This window comes from Pseudomonas sp. GL-B-26 (genome assembly GCF_019947405.1).
Classification (GTDB): domain Bacteria; phylum Pseudomonadota; class Gammaproteobacteria; order Pseudomonadales; family Pseudomonadaceae; genus Aquipseudomonas.
Window position 1 is genome coordinate 1 of sequence record NZ_JAGYGJ010000009.1, and the last position, 26380, is coordinate 26380.

Annotated in this window: 25 protein-coding genes; 18 read left to right on the forward strand and 7 right to left on the reverse strand. The window is 59.0% G+C overall.

Annotation, left to right across the window (positions count from 1 at the left end; genetic code table 11):
* Positions 1–281: 281 nt before the first annotated feature.
* Complete coding sequence (uraH, locus tag KGB23_RS07820) at positions 282–635, reverse strand: hydroxyisourate hydrolase (protein ID WP_008146146.1); 354 nt, start codon at positions 633–635, stop codon at positions 282–284.
* 431 nt (positions 636–1066) lie between these two features.
* On the opposite strand from uraH, the gene puuE reads away from it, so the two are divergent.
* From puuE to KGB23_RS07860, 8 genes are all read left to right on the forward strand, one after another.
* Complete coding sequence (gene puuE, locus KGB23_RS07825; RefSeq protein ID WP_111449005.1) at positions 1067–1993, forward strand: allantoinase PuuE; 927 nt, start codon at positions 1067–1069, stop codon at positions 1991–1993.
* Complete coding sequence (gene uraD, locus KGB23_RS07830) at positions 1990–2505, forward strand: 2-oxo-4-hydroxy-4-carboxy-5-ureidoimidazoline decarboxylase (RefSeq protein ID WP_223430578.1); 516 nt, start codon at positions 1990–1992, stop codon at positions 2503–2505. Before puuE ends, uraD begins: the two co-directional genes overlap by 4 nt.
* An 89-nt stretch (positions 2506–2594) precedes the next feature.
* Positions 2595–3590 (forward strand): allantoicase, encoded by a 996-nt coding sequence (gene alc / locus KGB23_RS07835; protein ID WP_017339775.1) that lies wholly within the window; start codon positions 2595–2597, stop codon positions 3588–3590.
* A gap of 147 nt (positions 3591–3737) precedes the next feature.
* Positions 3738–4241: an ureidoglycolate lyase gene (locus KGB23_RS07840; RefSeq protein ID WP_150702853.1), complete on the forward strand. Its 504-nt coding sequence runs from the start codon at positions 3738–3740 to the stop codon at positions 4239–4241.
* A 50-nt stretch (positions 4242–4291) separates the two neighbouring features.
* Complete coding sequence (locus tag KGB23_RS07845; RefSeq protein WP_056740369.1) at positions 4292–5593, forward strand: urate hydroxylase PuuD; 1302 nt, start codon at positions 4292–4294, stop codon at positions 5591–5593.
* A gap of 139 nt (positions 5594–5732) precedes the next feature.
* Positions 5733–7091 carry a nucleobase:cation symporter-2 family protein gene (locus KGB23_RS07850; protein ID WP_076027965.1) on the forward strand — a complete coding sequence of 453 codons (1359 nt, stop codon included), beginning with the start codon at positions 5733–5735 and terminating at the stop codon, positions 7089–7091.
* A 94-nt stretch (positions 7092–7185) separates the two neighbouring features.
* Complete coding sequence (locus KGB23_RS07855) at positions 7186–7971, forward strand: outer membrane protein OmpK (protein ID WP_223430579.1); 786 nt, start codon at positions 7186–7188, stop codon at positions 7969–7971.
* 374 nt (positions 7972–8345) lie between these two features.
* Entirely contained in the window at positions 8346–9131 is a 786-nt protein-coding gene (locus tag KGB23_RS07860) for an outer membrane protein OmpK (protein WP_223430580.1), read from the forward strand.
* An 87-nt stretch (positions 9132–9218) separates the two neighbouring features.
* On the opposite strand, the gene KGB23_RS07865 is transcribed toward KGB23_RS07860, so the two are convergent.
* Positions 9219–10373 (reverse strand): patatin-like phospholipase family protein, encoded by a 1155-nt coding sequence (locus tag KGB23_RS07865; RefSeq protein ID WP_223430581.1) that lies wholly within the window; start codon positions 10371–10373, stop codon positions 9219–9221.
* Between the two features lie 34 nt (positions 10374–10407).
* Positions 10408–11340, reverse strand: coding sequence for a lipid A biosynthesis lauroyl acyltransferase (locus KGB23_RS07870; RefSeq protein WP_150656321.1), 933 nt, complete (start codon positions 11338–11340; stop codon positions 10408–10410).
* 118 nt (positions 11341–11458) lie between these two features.
* Between KGB23_RS07870 and minC the strand changes: the two genes are divergently transcribed.
* The 8 genes from minC to KGB23_RS07910 all read left to right on the forward strand — a co-directional run bounded on the left by minC (position 11459) and on the right by KGB23_RS07910 (position 19136).
* Entirely contained in the window at positions 11459–12196 is a 738-nt protein-coding gene (gene minC / locus KGB23_RS07875) for a septum site-determining protein MinC (protein WP_150656322.1), read from the forward strand.
* Positions 12197–12399: 203 nt separating this feature from the next.
* The gene (gene minD, locus KGB23_RS07880; RefSeq protein WP_223430582.1) at positions 12400–13212 is read left to right on the forward strand and encodes a septum site-determining protein MinD; all 813 of its coding nucleotides are present in this window, start codon (positions 12400–12402) and stop codon (positions 13210–13212) included.
* The gene (gene minE, locus KGB23_RS07885; protein ID WP_007898843.1) at positions 13212–13466 is read left to right on the forward strand and encodes a cell division topological specificity factor MinE; all 255 of its coding nucleotides are present in this window, start codon (positions 13212–13214) and stop codon (positions 13464–13466) included. The genes minD and minE overlap by 1 nt, the downstream gene beginning before the upstream one ends.
* Before the next feature lie 91 nt (positions 13467–13557).
* Entirely contained in the window at positions 13558–14193 is a 636-nt protein-coding gene (locus tag KGB23_RS07890; protein WP_150656323.1) for an RluA family pseudouridine synthase, read from the forward strand.
* 148 nt (positions 14194–14341) lie between these two features.
* Positions 14342–15184, forward strand: a complete 843-nt coding sequence (locus KGB23_RS07895; RefSeq protein WP_223430583.1) for a hypothetical protein — start codon at positions 14342–14344, stop codon at positions 15182–15184.
* 106 nt (positions 15185–15290) lie between these two features.
* Complete coding sequence (locus KGB23_RS07900) at positions 15291–16580, forward strand: M18 family aminopeptidase (protein ID WP_046047516.1); 1290 nt, start codon at positions 15291–15293, stop codon at positions 16578–16580.
* 157 nt (positions 16581–16737) lie between these two features.
* Positions 16738–16905 (forward strand): hypothetical protein, encoded by a 168-nt coding sequence (locus tag KGB23_RS07905; protein ID WP_223430688.1) that lies wholly within the window; start codon positions 16738–16740, stop codon positions 16903–16905.
* A gap of 77 nt (positions 16906–16982) precedes the next feature.
* A complete protein-coding gene (locus KGB23_RS07910; RefSeq protein ID WP_223430584.1) occupies positions 16983–19136 on the forward strand; it encodes a mechanosensitive ion channel family protein in 2154 nt (717 codons plus the stop codon).
* A gap of 234 nt (positions 19137–19370) precedes the next feature.
* On the opposite strand, the gene KGB23_RS07915 is transcribed toward KGB23_RS07910, so the two are convergent.
* Positions 19371–21044 (reverse strand): DEAD/DEAH box helicase, encoded by a 1674-nt coding sequence (locus KGB23_RS07915; RefSeq protein ID WP_008146183.1) that lies wholly within the window; start codon positions 21042–21044, stop codon positions 19371–19373.
* A gap of 432 nt (positions 21045–21476) precedes the next feature.
* Here KGB23_RS07915 and KGB23_RS07920 point away from each other — a divergent pair, with 432 nt between their 5' ends.
* On the forward strand, positions 21477–22268 hold the full coding sequence (locus tag KGB23_RS07920; RefSeq protein ID WP_223430585.1) for a crotonase/enoyl-CoA hydratase family protein: 792 nt from the start codon (positions 21477–21479) through the stop codon (positions 22266–22268).
* 175 nt (positions 22269–22443) lie between these two features.
* Here the strand turns inward: KGB23_RS07920 and KGB23_RS07925 are convergent, their stop codons facing one another.
* Complete coding sequence (locus tag KGB23_RS07925) at positions 22444–23199, reverse strand: spermidine synthase (protein WP_046047519.1); 756 nt, start codon at positions 23197–23199, stop codon at positions 22444–22446.
* 149 nt (positions 23200–23348) lie between these two features.
* Here KGB23_RS07925 and KGB23_RS07930 point away from each other — a divergent pair, with 149 nt between their 5' ends.
* Positions 23349–24695 (forward strand): class II 3-deoxy-7-phosphoheptulonate synthase, encoded by a 1347-nt coding sequence (locus KGB23_RS07930; protein ID WP_008031425.1) that lies wholly within the window; start codon positions 23349–23351, stop codon positions 24693–24695.
* Between the two features lie 104 nt (positions 24696–24799).
* On the opposite strand, the gene KGB23_RS07935 is transcribed toward KGB23_RS07930, so the two are convergent.
* Together KGB23_RS07935 and KGB23_RS07940 are read right to left on the reverse strand one after the other, a co-directional pair.
* Positions 24800–26029 (reverse strand): winged helix-turn-helix domain-containing protein, encoded by a 1230-nt coding sequence (locus KGB23_RS07935; RefSeq protein ID WP_223430586.1) that lies wholly within the window; start codon positions 26027–26029, stop codon positions 24800–24802.
* Between the two features lie 64 nt (positions 26030–26093).
* Positions 26094–26309, reverse strand: a complete 216-nt coding sequence (locus tag KGB23_RS07940; RefSeq protein ID WP_223430587.1) for a DUF1127 domain-containing protein — start codon at positions 26307–26309, stop codon at positions 26094–26096.
* Positions 26310–26380 lie beyond the last annotated feature (71 nt).

Consider the following 26380-nt stretch of genomic DNA (forward strand, 5'->3'; position numbering starts at 1 on the left):
AGTAATCCATCTCCACAACCAAACGGATCGCCTCCGCTTTTTCCTCAGATGTAACAACCCGATATCCCATGATGATTCCTAAAGTCGACGCTCCTACATCATGGTCCAAAAATATTCGACCACTACACGACAGCTCCTACAGGAAACCGCGATCCCCTGTAGGAGCTGTCGAGTGAAACGAGGCTGCGATCTTTTGACTTTCCCAAAGGCAAAAAAAAGCCCGCAGTGTGAGCGGGCGAAAGACCAAAGAAGCTTATGCGCAGGATTCTGGGGGGAAAGTCCTAGCTTCCTCTGTAGGTCGAATAGCTGTACGGCGAAATCAGCAACGGCACGTGGTAGTGGTCCTGTTCCGCAGAGATGCCAAACCGCAGCACCACCACATCCAGGAACGCGGGTTCTGGCAGCTGAACGCCACGGGCGCGGTAGTAATCGCCCGCATGAAACTGAACCTGATAGACCCCTGAACGGTAGTCATCGCCTTGCAGCAGCGGTGCATCGACCCGGCCATCGCTGTTGGTTATCGCAGTGGCGACCAATTCCAGCTGCGAACCTTCTACGCGATACAACTCGACCTTGATCGAGCTGCCCGGGCAACCGTGTGCAGCGTCCAAAACGTGTGTAGTCAAACGTCCCATTGATTCTGCGCGCCTGCCTGCGTGGAGCAGTCAGACCTCGCGCCTCCCGAAGTCAGTTGAAAAGGAGACCGCACCGATTCGGAGCACGAAACGCTGCGGCGAGCGACTGATTAAGACACTTTTCAAAAAAATTGTACACAATAAAAACAACATATTTACCGCTATACCCGTCATTCAGTGATTCCCGCCGAATCTACCGCCGCGCCATAGGATCAGAGGACCTTCCATCCATTAGCTGACCAATCAGGCAGGTTTCTTGCAATAACATGTGAAGATTACAGTTTTGAAAAATGCAAAAAAACAGGCTTACAAAGTTGATATAAAGTTGTATACAATCAGCCCATCGCTGTGACGCCAGCCTGTCATCACATTGCAGGCCGCCACACAACCCTGACCTTGAACAAGTCGAACGAATAAGAAGGAAGACTGCAGTGAGCGCTGACTACCCACGCGACCTGATCGGTTACGGCAGTAACCCTCCTCACCCACACTGGCCGGGCAATGCCCGCATCGCCTTGTCCTTCGTGCTCAATTACGAAGAAGGCGGCGAGCGCAATATCCTGCACGGCGACAAAGAATCCGAAGCCTTCCTTTCGGAAATGGTCTCGGCGCAGCCGCTGCAAGGCGCGCGCAACATGAGCATGGAATCCCTTTACGAGTATGGCAGCCGTGCCGGCGTCTGGCGGGTTCTGAAACTGTTCAAGGAATTCGACATTCCGCTGACCATCTTCGCCGTGGCCATGGCCGCCCAGCGCCACCCGGACGTGATCCGCGCGATGGTCGATGCCGGACACGAGATCTGCAGCCACGGCTACCGCTGGATCGACTATCAGTACATGGACGAAGCGCAGGAACGCGAGCACATGCTCGAAGCGATCCGCGTCCTCACCGAAATCACCGGCGAACGTCCGCTCGGCTGGTACACCGGCCGCACCGGTCCGAACACTCGCCGACTGGTGATGGAAGAAGGCGGTTTCCTCTACGACTGCGATACCTACGACGACGACCTGCCCTACTGGGAACCGAACAACCCGACCGGCAAGCCGCACCTGGTGATTCCGTACACGCTGGACACCAACGACATGCGCTTCACCCAGGTCCAGGGTTTCAACAAGGGCGACGATTTCTTTGAATACCTCAAAGACGCCTTCGACGTGCTGTATGCCGAAGGCGCCGAAGCACCGAAGATGTTGTCGATCGGCCTGCACTGCCGTCTGATTGGCCGTCCGGCGCGTCTGGCCTCGCTCAAACGCTTTATCGAATACGCTAAAAGTCATGAACAGGTGTGGTTCAGCCGTCGCGTCGACATCGCTCGCCACTGGCACGAAACCCACCCGTATCAAGGGGCCACGAAATGAGTCAGTTCCAAACCCTGAAACCATCGAACCTGAGCCGCGACGCGTTTGTCGCCGCTTTCGCCGACATCTACGAACATTCGCCATGGGTGGCCGAAAAGGCCTTCGACCTGGGCCAGGACGCTTCGATCGACGAGATCGAAACCCTGCACCAGCGCATGAGCGACATCCTGTTGAGCGCCGATCATGAAAGCCAATTGGCACTGATCAACGCTCACCCGGACCTGGCCGGCAAAGCCGCCGTCCAGGGCCAGCTTACCGCTGCCAGCACTGAAGAACAGTCTGGCGCGGGTATCCACCAATGCACGGCCGAAGAGTTCCAGCGCTTCACCGAGCTGAACGACGCCTACAAAGCCAAGTTCAAGTTTCCCTTCATCATGGCGGTAAAAGGCAGCAACCGGCATCAGATCCTCGCGGCGTTCGAAACGCGTATTCACAACCCGGAAGACACCGAGTTCAAGTGCGCGCTGGCGGAGATCAACAAGATTGCGTTGTTCCGATTACTGACCCTATAGCGAGCCTGGCCCGAGTGTTCTTAAACGCAAAAAGCACCCAGGGCTCCTGCGAGCATCCCAAGCCAACTAATTAAAGGCAGACAAGAAGAATGAAAGCTTACGCCGTACCTTTCGAGAAGTTCGTCAACCTGGCCGACGCCCGCCTGGGCACCAAAATCATCTCGGTCACCGATGACTGGTTCGCTGATGCCAACCGCCTGTTCCAGCCGACCCCGGCTGTGTGGAAGGAGGGCGTGTTCGATGACAACGGCAAGTGGATGGACGGCTGGGAGTCGCGCCGCAAGCGCTTCGAAGGCTACGACAGCGCCGTGATCCGCCTGGGCGTACCGGGTTCGATCAAAGGCGTGGACATCGACACTTCATTCTTCACCGGCAACTTCCCGCCGTCGGCCTCCCTGGAAGCGTGCTTCCTGGCCTCGGGCGAGCCAGACGAAAACACCCAGTGGACTGAAGTGCTGTCCGCCGTCGAACTGCAAGGCAACAGCCACCACTACCACGAAATCAACAACGACCAGGCGTTCAGTCACCTGCGCTTCAACATCTACCCGGATGGTGGTGTGGCCCGTCTGCGTGTTTACGGTATTCCGTTCCGCGACTGGTCGGCTGTGGGCGACAACGAGCAAGTTGACCTGGCCGCAGCCCTGAACGGTGGTCGCGCCCTCGCCTGCTCCGACGAACACTTCGGTCGCATGAGCAACATCCTCAACCCGGGCCGTGGCATCAACATGGGCGACGGCTGGGAAACCGCACGTCGTCGCACGCCAGGCAATGACTGGGTCATCGTCGCGCTGGGCCATGCCGGCGAAATCGAGAAAGTCATCGTCGACACCCTGCACTTCAAGGGCAACTACCCGGACACGTGCTCGATCCAGGGCGCGTTCGTGAAGGGTGGTACCGACAGCCAGATCGAAACCCAATCGCTGTTCTGGCGCGAATTGCTGCCGGCGCAGAAACTGGAAATGCACGCCGAACACACCTTCGCCGAGCAGATCAAGGCGCTGGGCCCGATCACTCACATCCGCCTGAACGTGTTCCCGGATGGTGGTGTGAGCCGCCTGCGGGTATTGGGCAAGGTCGCGAAGTAAGCGCTGAACCCTGTGGCGAGGGAGCTCGCTCCCGCTGGGCTGCGCAGCGGCCCAAAAAGCTTGGGAGCGCTGCGCACTCCAGCGGGAGCAAGCTCCCTCGCCACAAAAGCAGTACAAACAACACAGAACTCGGAAAAGAAGACCAGCATGCGCACATTGACGATTGAACCGCTGACCAAAGAAGCCTTCGCCCCTTTCGGTGACGTGATCGAAACCGACGGCAGCGATCACTTCATGATCAACAACGGTTCGACCATGCGCTTCCACAAACTGGCGACGGTGGAAACCGCCAAGCCAGAGGACAACGCGATCATCAGCATCTTCCGCGCCGACGCGCAGGACATGCCGCTGACCGTCTGCATGCTGGAGCGTCACCCGCTGGGCAGCCAGGCTTTCATTCCGCTGCTCGGCAACCCTTTTCTGATCGTGGTCGCGCCACTTGGCGATGAACCTGTATCAGGCTTGGTCCGCGCCTTCGTCACCAACGGCAGGCAGGGCATTAATTACCATCGCGGCGTTTGGCACCATCCGGTGCTGACGATCGAAAAGCGGGATGACTTCCTGGTGGTTGATCGCAGTGGCACAGGCAATAACTGCGATGAGCATTTTTTCAAAGAGGATGAGCGTTTGATCCTCGCCCCCCACCAATAAGAGAAGGTCTGATCACTCGACAACAGAGTGACAGGCGAGAGGTAAAGACTGTGGAAGCACATCTGTTGGAATGGCTGAACCTGAGCGTGCGCTGGGTTCACATGATTACTGGCGTGGCCTGGATCGGCGCGTCGTTCTATTTCGTCTGGCTGGAAAACAACCTCAATCGGGTCAACCCGAAAAGTGGTCTGGCGGGCGATTTGTGGGCGATCCACGGCGGCGGTATCTATCACCTGGAAAAATACAAACTGGCTCCACCGACCATGCCGGACAACCTGCACTGGTTCAAATGGGAAGCCTACTTCACCTGGATGTCGGGGATCGCGCTGCTGTGCGTGGTGTTCTACTCCAACCCGACGCTGTACCTGCTGGCACCGGGCAGCAGCCTGACCGGCCCTGAAGGGGTCGCGCTGGGCATTGCCTCGTTGTTCGTCGGCTGGTTCGTCTACTCCTTCCTTTGCGACTCGGCCCTGGGTAAACGCCCTGCCCTGCTCGGCTTCATCCTGTTCGTGCTGATCATTGGCGCCGCTTACGGCTTCAGCAAAGTGTTCAGCGGTCGTGGTGCGTACCTGCACGTCGGCGCGATCATCGGCACCATCATGGTCGGCAACGTGTTCCGCATCATCATGCCGGCGCAGCGCGCACTGGTTGCCGCGATTGCCGAAAACCGCACGCCGGATCCGGCGCTGCCGGCCAAAGGCTTGCTGCGTTCGCGTCACAACAACTACTTCACCTTGCCGGTGCTGTTCATCATGATCAGCAACCACTTTCCGAGCACCTACGGCAGCCAATACAACTGGCTGATCCTGGCCGGGATCGCGGTGTTGGCGGTGTTGGTGCGTCACTACTTCAACACCCGTCATGACAGCCACAAATTTGCCTGGACCCTGCCCGTTGCGGCAGTCGGCATGATCTGCCTGGCTTACGTGACTGGCCCGGCGCAGATGCCCAGCGCACCTGAAGTGGCCAAGGCGCCTGGCACCATCGAGTACCAGCCGCTGCCGGAGACCGCTCTTGGTGGTGGTGTGAAACCTGAAGCGGCGAAACCTGCTGCACCTGCCGCAGCACCGGCTCAGGCGTCCAACGCCGGCCCCGGCTTCGACAAGGTTCACAGTGTGATTCAGGAACGTTGCGCGGTCTGCCACTCGGCCAAACCGACCAGCCCGCTGTTCAGCGCTGCACCGGCCGGCGTGATGTTCGATACCCCCGAGCAGATCCGTCAGAACGCTGCACGCATCCAGGCTCAAGCCGTCACCAGCCAGATCATGCCACTGGGCAACATCACCCAGATGACCCAGCAGGAACGTGACCTGATCGGCGCCTGGATTGTTCAGGGAGCTCCAACCAACTAACCGTTGAAAAGCTTCGCGAGCAGGCTCGCTCCCACAGGTTTTGCATTGCTTGTGTGGGAGCGAGCTTGCTCGCGATTGGCCGCACCGCGGTCAACCTGATGCACAAAATCACAAGAATAAAAAAGATCCGAGGTGTTGCATGTCCGAGCTATCCAAAGCACGCATCCCCGACGCACCCGCCATTCAGCGTTTGCCCCTTTTGCAACTGATCCTGGTCGGACTGCAACACGTTCTGCTGATGTACGGCGGAGCGATCGCGGTGCCGCTGATCATCGGACAGGCCGCTGGCCTGAGTCGTGAAGAAATCGCCTTCCTGATCAACGCCGACCTGCTGGTGGCCGGGATCGCTACCATCGTGCAGTCGCTGGGCATCGGCCCCATGGGCATTCGTATGCCGGTGATGATGGGCGCCAGTTTCGCCGCCGTCGGCAGCATGGTCGCCATGGCCGGCATGCCGGGCATCGGTCTGCAAGGGATCTTCGGTGCAACCATCGCCGCCGGATTCTTCGGCATGATCATCGCGCCATTCATGTCCAAAGTCGTACGCTTCTTCCCGCCTCTGGTGACCGGCACAGTCATCACCTCGATCGGTTTGTCGCTGTTCCCCGTGGCTGTCAACTGGGCGGGTGGCGGTGCGGGCGCCGCTCAATTCGGCTCACCGATTTACCTGGCCATCGCCGCGCTGGTGCTGGCCACCATTCTGTTGGTCCACCGTTTCATGCGCGGTTTCTGGGTCAACATTTCGGTGCTGATCGGCATGTGCCTGGGTTACGTGCTCTGCGGCCTGATCGGCATGGTCGACCTGAGCGGCATGGCCCAGGCGCCATGGCTGCAATTCGTGACCCCGCTGCATTTCGGCATGCCAAAGTTCGAACTCGCACCGATCCTTTCCATGTGCCTGGTGGTGGTGATCATCTTCGTCGAGTCCACCGGGATGTTCCTGGCGCTGGGTAAAATCACCGGCCAGGACGTCTGCCCACGGATGCTGCGTCGCGGTTTGTTGTGTGATGCCGGCGCCTCGTTCTTTGCCGGTTTCTTCAACACCTTCACCCACTCCTCCTTCGCGCAGAATATCGGCCTGGTGCAGATGACCGGCGTGCGTTGCCGCTCGGTGACCATCGTCGCCGGCGGTTTGCTGGTGGTGTTGAGTTTGCTGCCGAAAGCCGCGTTTCTGGTGGCTTCGATTCCGCCCGCCGTACTGGGCGGCGCCGCCATTGCGATGTTCGGCATGGTCGCCGCCACCGGCATCAAGATTCTTCAGGAAGCCGACATCGGTGACCGTCGCAACCAGTTGCTGGTGGCGGTGAGCATCGGCATGGGGCTGATTCCGGTGGTCCGTCCGGAATTCTTCGCCCACCTGCCGCTGTGGATGAGCCCGATCACCCACAGCGGAATCGCCATGGCCACGCTGAGTGCACTGTCGCTGAACCTGCTGTTCAACATCCTCGGCGGCGCCGAACGCGCGGCCATCAACGACTGCCACGCGCACCCGCATTAACTGACTAAAGCCACAAAACCTGTGGGAGCGGGCCTGCTCCCACAGGTCAGCGGCTGCCTGTGCCTCAAACAATAAAAACAAGAGGGAGCAACAGATGATTCGGACACAGACAAACATGCTGTTAGGCGGTGGTCTATTGGCCGCCAGTCAGGCCATGGCCGGCGATTTACTGCTGTGGCAGACCAACAGCCTGAGCTATCTGTATGGCAAGGATTTCGCGGTCAACCCGTCGATCCAGCAGACGATAACCTTTGAGCACGCCGACCGCTGGAAGTACGGCGACAACTTCCTGTTCGTCGACAGCACTTACTACAACGGCGAGAAAGACCGGAACAAAGGCGTTCACGCCTATTACGGCGAGTTCAGTCCGCGCCTGTCTTTCGGCAAAATCCTCGACCGCCGTTTCGAATTCGGTCCGATCAAGGACGTGTTGCTGGCCATGACCTACGAGAATGGCGAAGACGACACCGAGGCCTATCTGATCGGCCCCGGTTTCGACCTCGCGGTACCGGGCTTCAATTTTTTCACCTTGAACTTCTACTATCGCCAGACCGAAGGCTCGCGTCCCGGCGACGATGTCTGGCAGATCACGCCAGCCTGGTCCTACACCCTGCCATTGGGCAACTCGAACCTGTTGATCGACGGCTACATCGACTGGGTCGTGGATAACGACCAGAACTCACATGGTACCTACCACGCCAATCTGCACTTCAACCCGCAGATCAAGTACGACCTGGGCAAAGCCCTGGGCTGGCGGGAGAAACAGGTGTACGTCGGCGTCGAGTACAGCTACTGGAAAGACAAATACGGCATCGAGAACACCGCCAACTTCGACACTAATGAGAACACCACCAGCCTGCTGCTGAAGGTGCATTTCTAGATGGCCCGCAACCGTGCTCCAAACCTGTCGTCGGTGCGCTGTTGCGGGGCACTTGAGACCTGGCCAAGGAGTCAGTATTCTCCGCGGCCGCCCGAATCTGGTCTAAAAAAAAGCCCGGATCTAATTCCTGACCAGAAAGCCAACTTATCCCGGCACTGGACGGTACCAAGGCACTCCAAAACCACTCTCAATCGACCGCTCTTGAGCCGCCGAACGGGAGTTTTTTGGCTTTTCAAAAGCCTTGGCTCAGCTCTTGCTAACAGCACTGAAGCTGACCGATTGGATGATTTTTACAGCGACAGAAAAAGGCGCCACACCAGAGCGCCGACCTTAGAAAAATAACGTGGAACCACCTACTTTTTGGGAGCTACCGAATGAAACGTACGTGCACTAGCCTGATGCTGGCGGGATCTTTGCTGGCCGGGGGCCAGGCCATGGCCGGCGACTTGCTGCAATGGCAGAACAACAGCCTGTCCTACTTGTATGGCAAGGACTTCCAGGTCAATCCGCGCATTCAGCAGACGGTGACCTTCGAACACGTCGATGGCTGGAAATACGGCGACAACTTCATGTTCATCGACAAGATTTTCTACAACGGCAAGGAAGATTACTACGCCGGTGAGAACAGCTACTACGGTGAAATCAGCCCGCGCCTTTCGTTCGGCAAGATCTTCGATCAGAAACTCGAGTTCGGCCCGATCAAAGATGTGCTGCTGGCCATGACTTACGAGTTCGGTGAAGACGATACCGAGTCCTACCTGGTCGGTCCTGCTTTTGACCTGGCGATCCCGGGCTTCGATTACTTCCAGTTGAACTTCTACAACCGTCACACCGAAGGCGACCGTCCGGGTGACAACATCTGGCAGATCACCCCGGTCTGGTCCTACACCATCCCGGTGGGCGATTCGAACATCCTGATCGACGGTTTCATGGACTGGGTGGTCGACAACGACGTCAACAAAAAAGGCGAATACCACGCCAACCTGCACTTCAATCCACAAGTCAAATACGACTTGGGCAAGGCGCTGAACCTTGGCGAAAAGCAGTTGTACGTTGGCGTCGAGTATGACTACTGGAAAAACAAGTACGGTATTGAAGACAGTCAGGGCTTCAAAACCGATCAGAGCACCACGAGCTTCCTGGTGAAGTTCCACTTCTGATTTAAAGTCAAAAGATCGCGGCCTTCGGCAGTTCCTACAGGGAGATGCGTTCCTATGTAGGAGCTGGCGCAGCCTGCGATCTTTGCTTTATGACAATCCCAGAAACCGGGACAACTCATCCCGCTTGGCCAACGCATCCCGCCGCCCCAAATCAATCAATTCGCTGCAATACCCCGCCTCGAACAGCAGATAACTCAGCACCCCCGCCCCGCTCGTCTTGGTCGCCCCCGGTCCGCGCAGAAACAGGCGCAGCGCTGCCGGTAATTCCTGCCGATGCCGCGCCGCAATCTCATCGATCGGCTGACTCGGCGAAATTACCAGCACGTCCACCGGCGCAACACCCAGCGCGCGAGTCGGCGTGCCATCGGGCAGCAGATGACTGAACTGATTGAGCCGCTGCAGCAACTCGATATCGCTTTCCAGGCTGTCAATGAACGTGCTGTTGAGCATGTGCCCACCGATCTGCGCCAGGCTCGGCTGCTGGCCAGTGTAGGCGCGCAGCAGCGGTTGTTCCGGGTCGACGCCGCGGGGGTTGCCGCTGACGCCCACCACCAGCACTCGGCTGGCGCCCAGGTGCAGCGCCGGACTGATCGGTGCCGACTGACGTACCGCGCCGTCGCCGAAATACTCTTCACCGATTTTCACTGGCGCAAACAACAGCGGAATGGCGGAGCTGGCCAGCAAGTGGTCGACGGTCAATTGCGTGGGGACGCCGATTCGCCGATGGCGCAACCAGGCATTGATGGTGCCGCCGCCCTGATAAAAGGTCACCGCCTGACCGGACTCGTAGCCAAACGCAGTCACCGCAACCGCCTGCAACTGCTTCTGTGCAATGGCCTCGGCAATCCCGCTCATCTGCAGTTTGTCGTCGAGCAATCCGCGCAGCGGCGAACTGTTGAGCAACGCCACCGGCACCTGAGCGCCAATCCCGAGCAAACTGTGGGTGACAAAACGGCTGGCCTGGTGGATCACGCCCGGCCAGTCGCTGCGCAGCACCAGATGACTGCGAAAGCCCTGCCAGAAGGCTGTCAGACGTTGAATTGCACCACGAAAATCCATCGCTCCACTGGCGAGGCTGACCGCGTTGATTGCGCCGGCCGAGGTGCCGACGATCACCGGAAACGGATTGCTCGCGCCGACCGGCAACAGCTCGGCAATCGCCGCCAGCACACCGACCTGATAAGCCGCCCGAGCCCCGCCGCCGGAAAGAATCAACCCTGTAACCGGTTCAGCAGGACTCATCGCAACACTCCATGGTGCTTATAAGGACGGTGGTTCAACCGCGTTTTGCGTACAGCTTCGGCTCACCCGGCGGACGGCTCTTGAAGCGACGATGGGCCCAGAGGTATTGCTCCGGACATTCGCGCAAGACGCCTTCGATCCATTGATTGATCCGCAGGCAATCGGCCTCTTCGGTTTCGCCAGGGAAACCCTCGAGCGGTGCATGAATCACCAGTCGATAACCGCTGCCGTCCGCCAGACGCTCCTGAGTGAACGGCACCACCAGCGCCTTGCCCAACCGCGCAAACTTGCTGGTGGCGGTGACGGTCGCGGCTTGAATCCCGAACAGCGGCACGAAGATACTTTGCTTGGCGCCATAGTCCTGATCCGGTGCGTACCAGATTGCCCGGCCTGCGCGCAGCAATTTGAGCATTCCGCGCACGTCGTCACGCTCCACCGCCAGCGAGTCGACGTTGTGCCGCTCGCGACCCAGGCGCTGGACGTAGTCGAACAACGGATTTTTGTGTTCGCGGTACATGCCATCAATGGTGTGCTGCTGGCCGAGCAACGCCGCGCCGATTTCCAGCGTGGTGAAATGAACGGCCATCAGGATCACGCCTTTGCCGTCGCGCTGGGCTTTTTTCAAATGCTCCAGGCCTTCGACGTGAGCCAGCTTCGCCAGACGCTCGCGCGACCACCACCAGCTCATCGCCATTTCGAAAAACGCGATGCCTGTTGAGGCGAAGTTTTCCTTGAGCAGGCGCTTACGCTCGGCAGCGGTTTTTTCAGGGAAACACAGTTCGAGATTGCGCTTGGCAATGCGCCGTCTGTCGCCCGCTGCTCGATACATCAATGCACCCAGGGCGCGACCAATCGACAGCAACGCCGGATACGGCAGCTGGACAATCAGCCACAACAGCCCCAAGCCACACCACAGCGGCCAGAAACGTGGAGATAGAAATGCTGTTCGAAAACGCGGGCGATCCATTAAAGGTTCCGGAAAGACAATGGCCGCGCATTCTACATCGTTCGACCCGGCTTGCGGCTCGCGGGCGTTCTCGTTATAAGTCTCGGCACTTTTAGTGACAAGTCGTTGTATGCCGACCATGAGCCAAACCGAACCGCTAGACCAAGATCCCGTGTTCCAGCTGAAGGGCAGCATGCTCGCCATTACGGTGCTGGAACTGGCCCGTAACGACCTCGAGAACCTCGATCGTCAACTGGCCGCCAAGGTCGCCCAGGCGCCTAACTTCTTTAGTAACGCGCCACTGGTGCTGGCCCTGGACAAACTCCCGGCCAGCGAAGGTGCGGTCGATCTGCCGGGCCTGATGCGCGTCTGCCGCCAACATGGCCTGCGCACCCTGGCGATCCGTGCCAGCCGCATCGAAGACATCGCCGCGGCCATCGCGGTCGACCTGCCGGTGCTGCCACCGTCCGGCGCCCGTGAACGTCCGCTTGACCCGCTTGAAGGTCAAGTTATGAAAAAACCGGAAAAACCGCCGGAGCCGACGATCAAGCCAACGAAGATCATCACCTCGCCAGTACGTGGCGGCCAGCAGATTTATGCCCAGGGCTGCGATCTGGTGGTGATCTCGTCGGTCAGCCCGGGGGCGGAACTTCTCGCCGACGGGAACATCCATGTATACGGCCCGATGCGTGGCCGAGTGTTGGCCGGCGTCAAAGGCGACACGAAAGCCAGGATTTTCTGTCAGCAAATGAGCGCTGAACTGGTCTCCATCGCAGGCCACTACAAGGTTTCGGAGGATCTGCGTCGCGACCCTTTGTGGGGCGCGGGTGTACAGGTCAGCCTGTCGGGCGATGTGTTGAACATCATTCGTCTTTAACGGATACTGCCGCATTTTCCAAGCATCTCTAAAACGTAGCGAAAACGGCTCAAACGAAGTAGGAAAAAGGCCAAAAGCAGTGTTTACCGGGGGTAGGCATCGCTCAAAACCGAATTCCAGCCAAGGCTGTCCGACTGCAGTAGTTTTTAAAAGAGATGTTTTTCAGGGGCTAACAAGTCCTTTTTCCTTAGGGGTGAAACACCTTGGCCAAGATTCTCGTGGTTACATCCGGCAAGGGTGGTGTGGGTAAGACCACCACCAGCGCCGCTATCGGTACCGGCCTCGCACTGCGCGGTCACAAAACAGTTATCGTCGACTTCGACGTCGGTTTGCGTAACCTCGACCTGATCATGGGTTGCGAGCGCCGCGTGGTGTATGACTTCGTCAACGTGGTAAACGGCGAAGCCAACCTGCAACAAGCCCTGATCAAAGACAAACGCCTGGAAAACCTCTACGTACTGGCCGCCAGTCAGACCCGCGACAAAGACGCGCTGACCGTGGAAGGCGTGGAAAAAGTGTTGATGGCATTGAAAGAAGACTTCGAATACGTGGTCTGCGACTCTCCGGCCGGCATCGAAAAAGGCGCCCACCTGGCCATGTACTTCGCAGACGAAGCGATTATCGTGACCAACCCGGAAGTGTCCTCGGTTCGTGACTCGGACCGCATGCTCGGCCTGCTGGCCAGCAAATCGCGCCGCGCTGAAAAGGGCGAAGACCCGATCAAGGAACACCTGCTGCTGACCCGCTACAACCCGCAACGGGTCAGTGACGGCGAGATGCTCGGCGTCGAAGACGTCAAAGAGATTCTGGCGGTCGCCCTGCTGGGTGTCATTCCGGAATCCCAAGCGGTACTCAAGGCTTCCAACTCGGGCGTGCCGGTCATTCTCGATGACCAGAGCGATGCCGGTCAGGCATACAGCGATGCGGTCGATCGTCTGCTGGGCAAAAACGTGGAGCATCGTTTTCTCGATGTAACGAAGAAGGGATTCTTCGAGCGCCTGTTTGGAGGTAGATAATGAATCTTTTTGACTTCTTTCGTGCCAGCAAAAAGGTCAGCACCGCGTCGGTAGCGAAAGAGCGTCTGCAGATCATCGTGGCGCACGAACGCGGCCAACGCAGTACACCGGACTACCTGCCAGCCTTGCAGAAGGAATTGGTCGAGGTCATCCGCAAGTACGTCAATATCGGGTCCGATGACGTGCACGTCGCTCTGGAAAACCAGGGCAGTTGCTCGATTCTGGAACTCAATATCACCCTGCCAGACCGCTGAGTCGATCCGGCTGGAGCCACGGCGGCTCAGGCCCCTTCTGTTAATGGAAGGGGCCTGAGTCGCCGTTGGCGTTTGTTACGAGGCTGTTTTAATGCCGCTGTCCAACATCCGCATCATCCATCAGGACGCCGCCGTACTGGTGGTGAACAAACCGACCCTGCTGCTCTCCGTCCCTGGGCGGGCCGATGACAACAAGGACTGCCTGATTACCCGCCTGCAGGAAAACGGCTACCCGGAAGCACGAATCGTCCATCGGCTGGACTGGGAAACTTCCGGCATTATTCTGTTGGCCCGTGATCCGGACACGCATCGCGAGCTGTCTCGGCAATTTCATGACCGCGAAACCGAAAAGGCCTACACCGCCCTGTGCTGGGGTCAGCCGGAACTGGACAGTGGCAGCATCGATCTGCCCTTGCGCTACGACCCGCCGACCAAGCCACGCCATGTGGTGGACCATGAATTGGGCAAACACGCCCTGACCTTCTGGCGCGTACTGGAGCGTTGCGGCGATTGGTGTCGTGTCGAATTGACGCCGATCACCGGCCGCTCCCATCAGTTGCGCGTGCACATGCTTTCCATCGGCCACCCACTGCTGGGTGACGGGCTGTATGCCCACGAGCAAGCATTGGCGGCCTGGCCACGACTATGTTTGCACGCGAGCATGCTGAGCTTCACTCACCCGCAAAGCGGCGAACGCTTGCGCTTCGAGTGTCCTGCTCCTTTTTAAGCAACCGGCGAACCAAAAAACGCCCTTCCATTGAAGGACGTTTTTTATTTCTTGTTACAAATCGACGTGAACATGGCGTGAAAATATTGTCATGAATTTGTAATGAAACGTAAAATAACCGCACTTTGTTTTCAGGCAGGAAGCCCTTGTGCTCAGCAACAAGACATTCCAAGACGACTTCCCGTTCACCTTCTGCCTGTTCAACACCACGCTGCACCTTAGCGAGCAGCCTTCAGCCGAAGCACAACAGGCGCTTGAACAGCTCATACACAAACGACGCGCCCGCAAGCTCCCCCGTGCGAGCGCGCCGCTGGTCTCCGGCGATTCGCCGCTGTTTGCCAAGGTCCACACGCTGGATACCTTGAAGGCAAAAGTGCGGGTCACCTTTGGCAAACCACAGCGCAATGGCCGATTCGACTGGCCGCTGGAAGAGTTGATCAATACGCTCGAAGCACAACGCCGTGGCGTACAAATGCCGCCGCTGCAAGGGTTCGGTTACACCAAGGACCGACTGGGGCTGACCCAGGAGTATTTCATTATCACGCGCCTGCTCGATGATCATATCGACGGTGTGCAATGGCTTAAACGCAACCCGGACAGCGTCGAAACATTCATTCTCGATGCCTTCGAATTGCTGAGCTCCTTGTCACGCAAGAACATCACGCACATGGATTTCTGGGCTGGAAACATCATGACCCCGGAAACGTCGCAGACCCCACTCAAAGCCATCGACTTTGAAAACTGCTTTGTCGGGCAGACAAACCATCAAAGCGAAACCCTCGGTTTTCAACTGGGCTTTTTCTATCGCCGGGACATCTATAAGTTCATCACCGAAGCCGCCTATGACCGACTGGTGGACGAATACATTCGACAGATCCCGGGCATCTCGAAGGAAAAATTCAACGAAGTGTACCTCGCGAGCAAACATGAATATGTAGGCCGCAAGCAACGTCGCGAAGTGTTCCTCAATGGCAAGCTGATCACCGGTTGACTCATCCTCTTCGCCAATCGGCAGCTGGCGTACGTCGAACGGCATTGTCTCTGCAATGCCGTGAGCCAATACGTTAAACTTGCGCCATTGCTGTCTGGAGCTACTTATGCGCGAAGAGTTGAACCAAGGCCTGATCGATTTCCTCAAGGCCTCCCCTACCCCATTCCATGCCACCGCCAGCCTTGTTCAGCGCCTGGAAGCGGCGGGCTATCAACGCCTTGACGAGCGCGAGCCATGGACCACCGAAGCCAACGGTCGTTACTACGTCACCCGTAACGACTCGTCGATCGTCGCGTTCAAGATGGGCCGTCATTCGCCCCTGCACGGCGGCATTCGCCTGGTTGGCGCGCACACCGACAGCCCGTGCCTGCGGGTCAAACCCCAGCCGGAACTGCAACGCCAGGGCTTCTGGCAACTGGGCGTCGAAGTCTATGGCGGTGCACTGCTGGCGCCATGGTTCGACCGCGACCTGTCCCTGGCCGGTCGCGTGACCTTCCGCCGTGACGGCAAGGTCGAGAGCCAGCTGGTCGACTTCAAGGCGCCGATCGCCATCATCCCGAACCTGGCCATTCACCTGAACCGTGAAGCCAACATGGGCTGGGCGATCAACGCCCAGACCGAACTGCCGCCAATCCTTGCGCAATTTGCCGGTGACGAGCGCGTGGACTTCCGTGCCGTGCTCACCGATCAACTCGCCCGCGAACACGGCCTGAACGCTGACGTGGTGCTCGACTATGAGCTGAGCTTCTACGACACCCAAAGCGCTGCGGTCATCGGCCTGCATGGCGACTTTATCGCCGGCGCACGCCTGGACAATTTGCTGTCGTGCTACGCCGGCCTGCAAGCCTTGCTGACCACCGAAACCGACGAAACCTGCGTGCTGGTCTGCAACGATCACGAAGAAGTCGGCTCCTGTTCAGCCTGCGGTGCCGACGGCCCGATGCTTGAGCAAACACTGCGTCGTCTGTTGCCCGAAGGTGATGAATTCGTCCGCACCATTCAGAAATCCCTGCTGGTTTCGGCTGACAACGCCCACGGCGTGCACCCCAACTACGCTGACAAGCACGATGCCAATCACGGCCCGAAACTCAACGCCGGCCCGGTGATCAAGGTCAACAGCAACCAGCGCTACGCCACCAACAGCGAAACCGCCGGGTTCTTCCGCCACCTGTGCATGGCCGAAGAAGTGCCGGTGCAGAGCTTCGTAGTGCGCAGCGACATGGGTTGCGGCTCGACCATCGGCCCGATCACCGCCAGCCACCTGGGCGTGCGCACCGTGGACATCGGCCTGCCAACCTTCGCCATGCACTCGATCCGTGAACTGTGCGGCAGCCATGACCTGGCGCACCTGGTCAAAGTGTTGAGCGCGTTTTACGCCTGCCGCGAGCTGCCATAACCCGTGCAGGAGTTGGTAGGAGCTGTCGAGAGAAACGAGGCTGCGATCTTTTGATCTTGTTTTTAAATAGCAAAGTCAAAAGATCGCAGCCTCGTTTCACTCGACAGCTCCTACACTTTCAATACCCCTTTCGACAAGGCAGTCGCTCATGATCTCGATGTCTTCATTTCACGCCATGCTGATCCCGATTCTTGCCGGGATGATCATGCTGGCAATCGGCTTCAATTTTCGCGACAAGAACATCGGCGTGTTCGCGATGTGGATCGGCATGTTGATGATCCTCGCCACCGTGGTGTTCAAGATCCTCGCCAAACTCAACGAATAAATCCTCACCCTGGCTCGCATTGATTTTGGCGGGCTCGTACACTCGGCCGATCCGCTCATCCCGAGGTTGACCGCCTAGTGTTCGCTCGCCTTTTTGCCCTGCCGTATTTATTCCTTGTCTGCCTCATGACGCTGCTGCCGATGGCACCCGCCCAGGCGATCGGCTTGCCTGGCCTGCTCAACAGTTCGGCAAAACAGCCTGAGGCGCAAGAGCCCTTGGGGCAATCCCTGGACGAAGTCATCAAGTCGCTGGAGAACGATCAGCAACGCACCAAATTGCTGGCGGATTTGAAGAAGCTGCGCGATGTCACCAAAAAAGCCCAGCCGGCCACCGAAGTAGGCGTCCTGGGACTGATCGGTGGCACCCTGGCCAGTTTCGAAAAACAGTTTTCAGGCGCCGACAGCCCTCTCACTCGCTGGTCCGAAGAGTTCAAACTGGCTGAGGATGAACTGACAGCGCTGGTGCTGCCAGCCAATGAATGGCTGCCGATCATCTTTGCCTTTGCCATGATCCTGATGCTCTGGAGTTTGCTGGCCGCCGCGCTGATCTGGGTCAGCCACCGGGTGCGGATGCGCTTCGGCCTGACCGAAGAACTGCCGCAGCACCCCAAGGCCCTGGACATGCTGCGCTTCGCCCTGCGCAAACTCGGGCCGTGGCTGATTGCCTTGGTCATGACGGTCTACATGAGCTACGCCCTGCCCTCGTCACTGGGCAAAAGCCTGGCGATGGTGCTGGCTTATGCGCTGGTGGTCGGCACCTGTTTTTCGGCGATCTGCGTGATCGCCTTTTCGCTGCTCGACGGCCCACACCGCCATCGCGCCCTGTACATCCTGCGGCATCAAGCCTTTCGGCCGCTGTGGCTGATCGGCAGTTTCGCAGCCTTCGGTGAAGCCCTGAGCGATCCGCGACTGGTCGAAAGCCTTGGCACTCATCTGGCGCACACCGCCGCGACGGTCGCCAACGTACTGGCGGCGTTGTCTACGGGGCTGTTCATCCTGCGGTTCCGGCGCCCGATCGCCCACTTGATTCGCAACCAACCGCTGTCCCGACGCCTGACCCGCCGCGCCCTCAGCGACACGATCGAGATTCTCGGCACCTTTTGGTACATGCCGGCGCTGGTGCTGGTGGGTATTTCGCTGTTTGCCACGTTCGTCTCGGCCGGCGATACCAGCACCGCGTTGCGTCAGTCGCTGATCTGCACGGTGCTGCTGGTGTTGTGCATGGTCATCAACGGCCTCGTGCGCCGCCATTCACTCAAACCACAGCGCGGCGTGAAGCGTCATGCGCTGTATTCGGAGCGCCTGAAAAGCTTCTTCTACACACTCGCTCATTTGGTGGTGTGGCTCGCGTTCATCGAACTCGGCCTGCGGGTCTGGGGCATGTCGCTGATCCGCTTCACCGAAGGCGAAGGTCATGAAGTCAGCGTCAAACTGTTCAGCCTTGGCGGCACGCTGATTTTTGCCTGGCTGATCTGGATTCTCAGCGACACCGCCGTGCACCACGCCCTCACCCGCTCGCGCAAAGGCCTGGCAAATGCCCGCGCGCAGACAATGATGCCGCTGATCCGCAACGTGTTGTTCGTAGCGATTTTCATCATTGCGCTGATCGTCGCCCTGGCGAACATGGGCATGAACGTCACACCATTGCTGGCCGGTGCCGGCGTGATCGGTCTGGCCATCGGTTTCGGTGCACAGTCGCTGGTGGCGGACCTGATCACCGGGCTGTTCATCATCATCGAAGACTCGCTGGCCATCGACGACTACGTGGACGTTGGCGGCCACTTGGGCACCGTCGAAGGGCTGACCATTCGTACCGTGCGCCTGCGGGACATCGACGGCATCGTCCATACCATTCCGTTCAGCGAAATCAAAAGCATCAAGAACTACTCCCGGGAATTCGGCTACGCGATTTTCCGGGTGGCGATACCTTCCAACATGGACATCGATAACGCGATCAAACTGATGCGCGACGTCGGTCAGAAGATGCGCAGCGACCCACTGCAACGGCGCAACATCTGGTCGCCACTGGAGATTCAGGGTGTCGAGAGCTTCGAGTCAGGCAACGCGATTCTTCGTGCCCGGTTCAAGACCGCACCCATCAAGCAATGGGAAGTGTCCCGAGCATTCAACCTGTCACTCAAGCGACACCTGGACGAAGCCGGGCTCGACCTGGCGACGCCACGCATGAGCGTGCATGTAGTGACGGCAAGCGGCGGCCAAGTGACGGACTAAATCTGTAGCAGCTGCCGAGCCTGCGAGGCTGCGTTCGGCTCGGTCCGCGCTCGGGCGAAGCAGTCGTAAAACCTGCAAGTACAGTGTGCCTGAAACACCGCGGCGTCTGATTTCACGACTGCTACGCCGCCGAACGCAGCCTCGCAGGCTCGACAGCTGCTACAAACGGCAGACAAAAAAATCCCCGAACCAGTCGGGGATTTTTTATGTTCGATCAATCAGCCCGAGAGCGGATCAATCTTCGCGATAGCGACGCAGCTTCAACTGCTTACCGGCAACGCGAGTGTCCTTCAGCTTGGTCAGCAGACGCTCCAGACCATCTTCCGGCAGCTCAACGAGGCTGAAGCTGTCACGCACCTGGATGCGACCGATTGCTTCGCGAGCCAGACCACCCTCATTGAGGATAGCGCCCAGCAGGTTCTTAGCAGCGATACCATCACGCGCACCCAGCGCGGTACGGCAACGAGCACGACCTTCGGCCAATGGAACCGGAGCACGACGCTCACGATCACCACGGTCCGGACGATCACCGGTACGCTCTGGACGATCGCCACGCGGTGCGTTGTTCGGCACCAGTGGACGTTCTTTCTCGATGGCAGCCAGGGTCAACGCTTGAGCGTTGGTTGCCTTGCGCAGCAGAGCAGCGGCCAGTGCACGCGGGGTGCAACCGATGTCGGCAGTCAGGCGATCCAGCAGATCACCGTGAGTCGATTCGGCATCAGCCACCAGCGGCGACAGGCTGTTGGTCAGTTTCTTGATGCGAGCATCGAGAACGGCCTGAGCGTCCGGCAGGCGAACTTCGGCAACTTTCTGACCGGTTACACGCTCGATCACTTGCAGCATGCGGCGCTCACGCGGAGTCACCAGCAGCAGTGCACGACCTTCGCGACCGGCACGGCCTGTACGGCCGATACGGTGAACGTAGGATTCCGGGTCGTACGGCATGTCAACGTTGAACACGTGAGTGATGCGCGGAACGTCCAGGCCACGAGCAGCAACGTCGGTCGCAACAACGATGTCCAGACGACCATCCTTGAGGGATTCGATCACGCGCTCACGTTGGTTCTGAGCAATGTCACCGTTCAGCGCAGCGGCTTTGTAGCCTTTGGCTTCCAGGGCACTGGCCAGGTCCAGGGTCGCTTGCTTGGTGCGCACGAACATGATCAGGGCATCGAAATCTTCAACTTCCAGCAGGCTCAATACAGCCGAGGTCTTCTGGTCAGCGTGAACCAACAGGTGAGCCTGTTCGATCGCGGTAACGGTCTGAGTCTTGGTCTGGATCTTCACGTGTTGCGGATCGCGCAGATGGCGTTCGGCAATGGCACGGATCGACTGCGGCAAGGTAGCCGAGAACAATACGGTCTGACGGGTTGGAGGCAAGGCCTTGAAGATAACTTCGAGGTCGTCCATGAAACCCAGTTTCAACATTTCGTCCGCTTCGTCGAGAACCAGGTGGTTCACGGTCGACAGAACTTTTTCGTCGCGACGCAGGTGGTCGCACAGACGGCCCGGAGTGGCGACAACGATCTGTGCGCCATTACGGATTGCTTTCAGTTGTGGACCCATAGGGGCGCCGCCGTAAACGGCCACAACGGTAACGCCCGGCATTTGCTTGGCGTAGGTTTCGAAAGCGGTTGCTACTTGCAGCGCCAACTCACGGGTTGGCGCCAGGATCAGGGCTTGCGGCTCGCGCTTGGCAGGATCGATGCGATGCAGGATCGGCAGGGCGAACGCAGCGGTTTTACCCGTACCGGTTTGCGCCTGACCAATCATGTCGTGGCCGGCCATGATGATCGGGATCGATTGCTGCTGAATAGCCGAAGGCTCTTCGTAGCCAGTCGCGATGACGGCTGCAAGAATATTCGGATTAAGATTAAAAGCGGCGAAGCCGCCGGTTTCCTGGGTCATGGGTCTGCCTCTAAGTGCATCCGCAAAGACCCATGCTCCAAAGCTGCGCATGCCGTGTAAGACTCAAGAGTCGCCCTGGCTGCTTTGTCGGCGGGGATTTGCGAAAACGAATGAATGAAAAAGATTCGTCAAGGGAGAGTCCGCTGTGCGGACGTGCAGCCGAAGCTGACTTCGGGGAATTGCGCTACCTAAACGCGGCCCGGTTAAAGGCCGGCGCGCACTATACCGGAATTAGCCCAAAAAGGGAGCATTATTTGTCGGAAAACTGACGGATACACCGTTATGTCACAGGCTTTGCGGATAATCGTGCAACGGTCTATTTTTCAAAGGCCCGGCCCTGCTGGCGATGGCGCTAAAACGGTTCATCGTTATCAGGCAGACCTGCTGTCTCACATACCCCTACCCACCCCTTCCCGCCCGAGGAAATACTCCATGAATCAGCCCTGCTCCAGTCGCGTGAGCCGTGAACGGCACGGTCATGTCCTGATGATCGGCCTGGATCGGGTGGCCAAACGCAACGCCTTCGATCTCGACCTGCTCAACGAACTGAGCCTGGCCTATGGCGAGTTCGAGGCCGACAGCGAGGCGCGGGTGGCGGTGGTGTTCGGCCATGGAGAGCATTTCACCGCAGGACTGGACCTGGTCAGTGCCAGCGCGGCCCTGGCCGAAGACTGGCAGACACCGCCCGGCGGCTGCGATCCGTGGGGTGTATTTGCTGGCCCCAGAGTCAGCAAACCGGTGATTGTCGCCGCGCAAGGCTACTGCCTGACCATCGGTATCGAATTGATGCTGGCCGCCGATATCAACCTGTGTGCCAGCAACACCCGCTTCGCCCAGAAAGAAGTGCAACGCGGGCTCCTCCCGTTCGGCGGCGCCACATTACGCCTGCATCAGGTCGCTGGCTGGGGCAATGCCATGCGTTGGCTGCTGACCGGCGATGAATTCGATGCGCATGAGGCGTTGCATCTGGGGTTGGTGCAGGAAGTCATGGCCAGCGAGGATCTGCTGCCACGGGCGATTGAGCTGGCTGAGCGGATTGCCCGGCAGGCGCCGCTTGGGGTTCAGGCGACATTGATGTCTGCAAGACAGGCGCGTTATGAAGGGGAAACAGCGGCGGCGCGGGGTTTGCAGCCGCTGGCGAAGAAGCTGCTGGCCAGTGAGGATGCCAAGGAAGGCGTTCGGTCGATGATCGAGAAGCGGCCGGGTGTGTTCAAGGGCTGCTGACGTTCAACCGGTGGTGAGGGGGTTCTGTGGCGAGGGGATTTATCCCCGTTGGGCTGCGAAGCAGCCCCAAAACCATTCAACCCGGTGGTAACAGCTAAACCGCATCAGCCGGATTTTACGACTGCTGCGCAGCCGAACGGGGATAAATCCCCTCGCCACAGGTGACCTCATCGCATCAAGTCGCCGGGCGGATTGCCTTGATCAACGACTGCAACGAATACCCCAACCGCGGCGCCAGCCCTTCGGCCCGGGCGATCAAGCCGTCCATGTCCAGCTCCTGATCCAGCTCCGAAGGCACTAGCAGTATCACGTTGCCCTCCTTCACCGGCAGTTCCCAGTAATGCCGGTGATAGAGCCCGCGAAACAATGCGGCGCCCAACGGTTTGCCATCATCGGTGGCCCACTGATTGATCACTAGCCAGCCACCCGGGTTCAGGCGTTTTTGACAGTTTTCCAGGAAATTCCACGCCAGATGCCCGACACCCGGCCCGACATCGGTATAAAGGTCGACGAAAATCAGATCCGCCGGCTCAGCGGTATCGAGCAACTCCAGCGCATCACCCACACGGATATACAGCCGCGGATCGTCATCCAGCCCCAGGTATTCAATGGCCAGGCGTGGCACGTCCGGACGCAGCTCGATGGCTTCGACGTCTTCCAGCGGCAGGAACTTGAGGCAGGCCTGGGTCAGGGTGCCAGCACCGAGACCGAGGAACAGCGCGCTTTCCGGCTGCTCGTGGCACAACGCGCCAATCAGCATCGCCCGGGTGTAATCGTATTCGAGCCAGCTCGGGTCAGCCGTGAACACGCAGCTCTGTTCGATGGCATCACCGAACTCGAGAAAACGGTAATCGGCCACTTCCAGCACGCGAATCACGCCGAACTCATCCTGTACCTCGGCGAGCAGATGCTCGACGCGCTCCTCAGTCATTTCGTCTCCTGATCGTTACCGGGCCCGGCAACGCAATAAAACCGCGGAGTGGCGCGGCAAAAGCGCGATTGTCCGCGAAGCGACGGGAACAGGTCACGCACTAATTGCTGATAACATGACCGTCCGAGCGTAAAACACTAGAGACCGTGATGAGCCAACCCTGGAGCCCTGACAGCTGGCGCGCCCTGCCGATCCAGCAACAACCCCACTACCCCGACGCAGCGCATTTGCTGCACGTCGAGCAAACGCTGGCCAGTTATCCGCCGCTGGTGTTTGCCGGTGAAGCCCGGGAGTTGCGCCGTCAGTTTGCCGAAGTGACCCAGGGCCGCGCGTTTCTGCTGCAGGGCGGCGACTGCGCCGAAAGCTTCGCCGAGTTCTCCGCCGCGAAAATCCGCGACACCTTTAAAGTCCTGCTGCAAATGGCGATCGTCATGACCTTCGCCGCCGGTTGCCCGGTGGTCAAGGTCGGGCGCATGGCAGGGCAATTCGCCAAGCCGCGTTCGGCCAACGATGAAACCATCGACGGCGTAACCCTGCCGGCCTACCGTGGCGACATCGTCAACGGCATCGGTTTCGACGAAAAAAGCCGCGTGCCGGACCCGGAGCGCTTACTCCAGTCCTACCACCAGTCCACCGCGACCCTGAACCTGCTGCGCGCCTTCGCCCAGGGCGGTTTCGCCGACCTGCATCAGGTGCACAAGTGGAACCTGGACTTCATCGCCAACTCGGCGCTGGCCGAAAAGTACAGCCACCTGGCCGATCGCATCGACGAAACCCTGGCGTTCATGCGCGCCTGCGGCATGGACAGCTCGCCGCAACTGCGCGAAACCAGTTTCTTCACCGCCCACGAAGCGCTCCTGCTGAACTACGAAGAAGCCTTCGTGCGTCGTGACAGCCTGACCAACGATTACTACGATTGCTCGGCGCACATGCTGTGGATCGGCGACCGCACCCGTCAGCTCGACGGCGCTCACGTCGAGTTCCTGCGTGGCGTGAACAACCCGATCGGGGTCAAAGTCGGCCCGAGCATGAACCCCGAAGACCTGATTCGCCTGATCGATGTGCTCAACCCGGACAACGATCCGGGTCGTCTGAACCTGATTGCGCGGATGGGTGCGAACAAGGTCGGCGATCACCTGCCGCAACTGATCCGTGCCGTGCAGCGCGAAGGCAAGCAAGTGCTGTGGAGTTCCGACCCGATGCACGGCAACACCATCAAGGCGAGCAGCGGCTACAAGACCCGCGACTTTGCGCAGATCCTTGGCGAAGTGAAGCAGTTCTTCCAGGTTCACGAAGCGGAAGGCACGTATGCCGGCGGCATCCACATCGAGATGACCGGACAGAATGTCACCGAGTGCATTGGCGGTGCGCGGCCGATTACCGAAGACGGGTTGTCGGACCGGTATCACACCCATTGCGACCCGCGGATGAATGCCGATCAGTCGCTGGAGTTGGCGTTTTTGATTGCCGAGACGTTGAAGCAAGTCCGCCGTTAAATCGCAGCGCCCCCTTCGCGAGCAAGCCCGCTCCCACAGTTGACCGAGTTGTCCATACGGACGCGGTCTAATGTGGGAGCGAGCCTGCTCGCGATGGCGTCAACTCAATCAGCGCCAATCGTTGCCAATGCCACCCGCAACCGAGCCGCACTCGCCCGCGGGCAATTCAACTGAACCCGCTCAAGCCCCAGCCAATCCGCCATCCGCCGCAGATTCACCGCCAACGCGGTCATCCCCTCCTCATCCAGCCCCGGCTCTTCCTCATGCACGGCGTGCACCGCCAGCCTGCCCAACGCCCGCTCGGCGCGCAGGTCCACACGCGCGGCAATCCGTTCATTGTGCAAAAACGGCAGCACGTAATAGCCGTAGACCCGCTTGTCCTGCGGCGTATAAATCTCCAGCCGATAGCGGAAATCGAACAGACGCTCGGTGCGACTGCGCTCCCAGATCAGTGAGTCGAAGGGTGAAAGCAAGGCGCTAGCCTCAACCTTGCGCGGCACTTTTGGCTCCGGCAGACAATAGGCCGGTTGCCGCCAGCCCTGGACTTCACAAGCCAGCAATTCACCGGCCTCCACCAGTTCCGCCAAGCGCGGACGGGCATCACCGGGGCTCAAACGAAAGTAATCGCGCAGGTCTTTTTCTGTTCCGACACCCAAGGCTGTCGCGGCATGCAGCAACAAGCCGCGCTGGGCCTCGGCCTCACTCAGCAGCGGCTGTGCAAGAATCGCCGAAGGAATCACCCGCTCCGGCAGATCATAAAGCCGCTCGAACCCGCGCCGCCCGGCCACGGTCACTTCACCGGCGGCGAACAACCATTCCAGCGCATGCTTTTCCGCGCTCCAGTCCCACCAGGGCCCTGCCCGTTCCTGACGGGTCGACAGGCTTCCGGCACCCAATGCGCCCAGCTCCTCAACCGAGGCCAGTACCCGACGAATCGTGTCCTGCTTCTCACGCCCGAAACGTGCCAATTGCTGGTAGATATCTTCACCACGAGTTGCGCGCAGCATTCGCCAGCGCATCAACGGGTACATCGACAAGGGCAGCAACGAGGCTTCATGCCCCCAATACTCGAAGAGCGTGCGCCGCCGGCCCGAACTCCAGGCAGCCTGGTCGAGCAAGTCGGATGAGTAATTGCCGAGGCGGGAAAACAAGGGAAGGTAGTGCGAACGCACCAACGCATTGACCGAATCGATTTGCAGAATGCCCAGCCGCTCGATCAGACGATTGAGCTGAACCGGTTTGATCGCCGCTGGCGGCTGGCGCCCGTTGAATCCTTGGGCGACCAGCGCCAGACGCCGAGCCTGTTTGATGGAAAAGGACAGTGTTGCGGGCATGAGCATCTCCTTGTCTGCTCGCAACCTACCTCACCGGGAGACGGTTTGTGTAGTTGTGTATAACTCATTTGTGCATCGGGTCATCCCAGAATGGGCGGATGGTTTCGTGCTGGACATCCGCACGACTCAGCCCGATGTCCTTCAACGCTTCATCACTCATGCCCGCCAACATTTCACGTTCACGGTGCAGTTCGTACCAGCGATTGAATTTGTGCAGCAAATCAGAGATCAGGTGCACCGAGTGTTTTTCTACGTCGACATAACCTTTTTGACCTTTCATCTTGTTGCCCTCCGTTTGGATGGCTCAAGTGTCGCGCCGGGACTAAGATCAATCCAACGAATGTTTCTTAT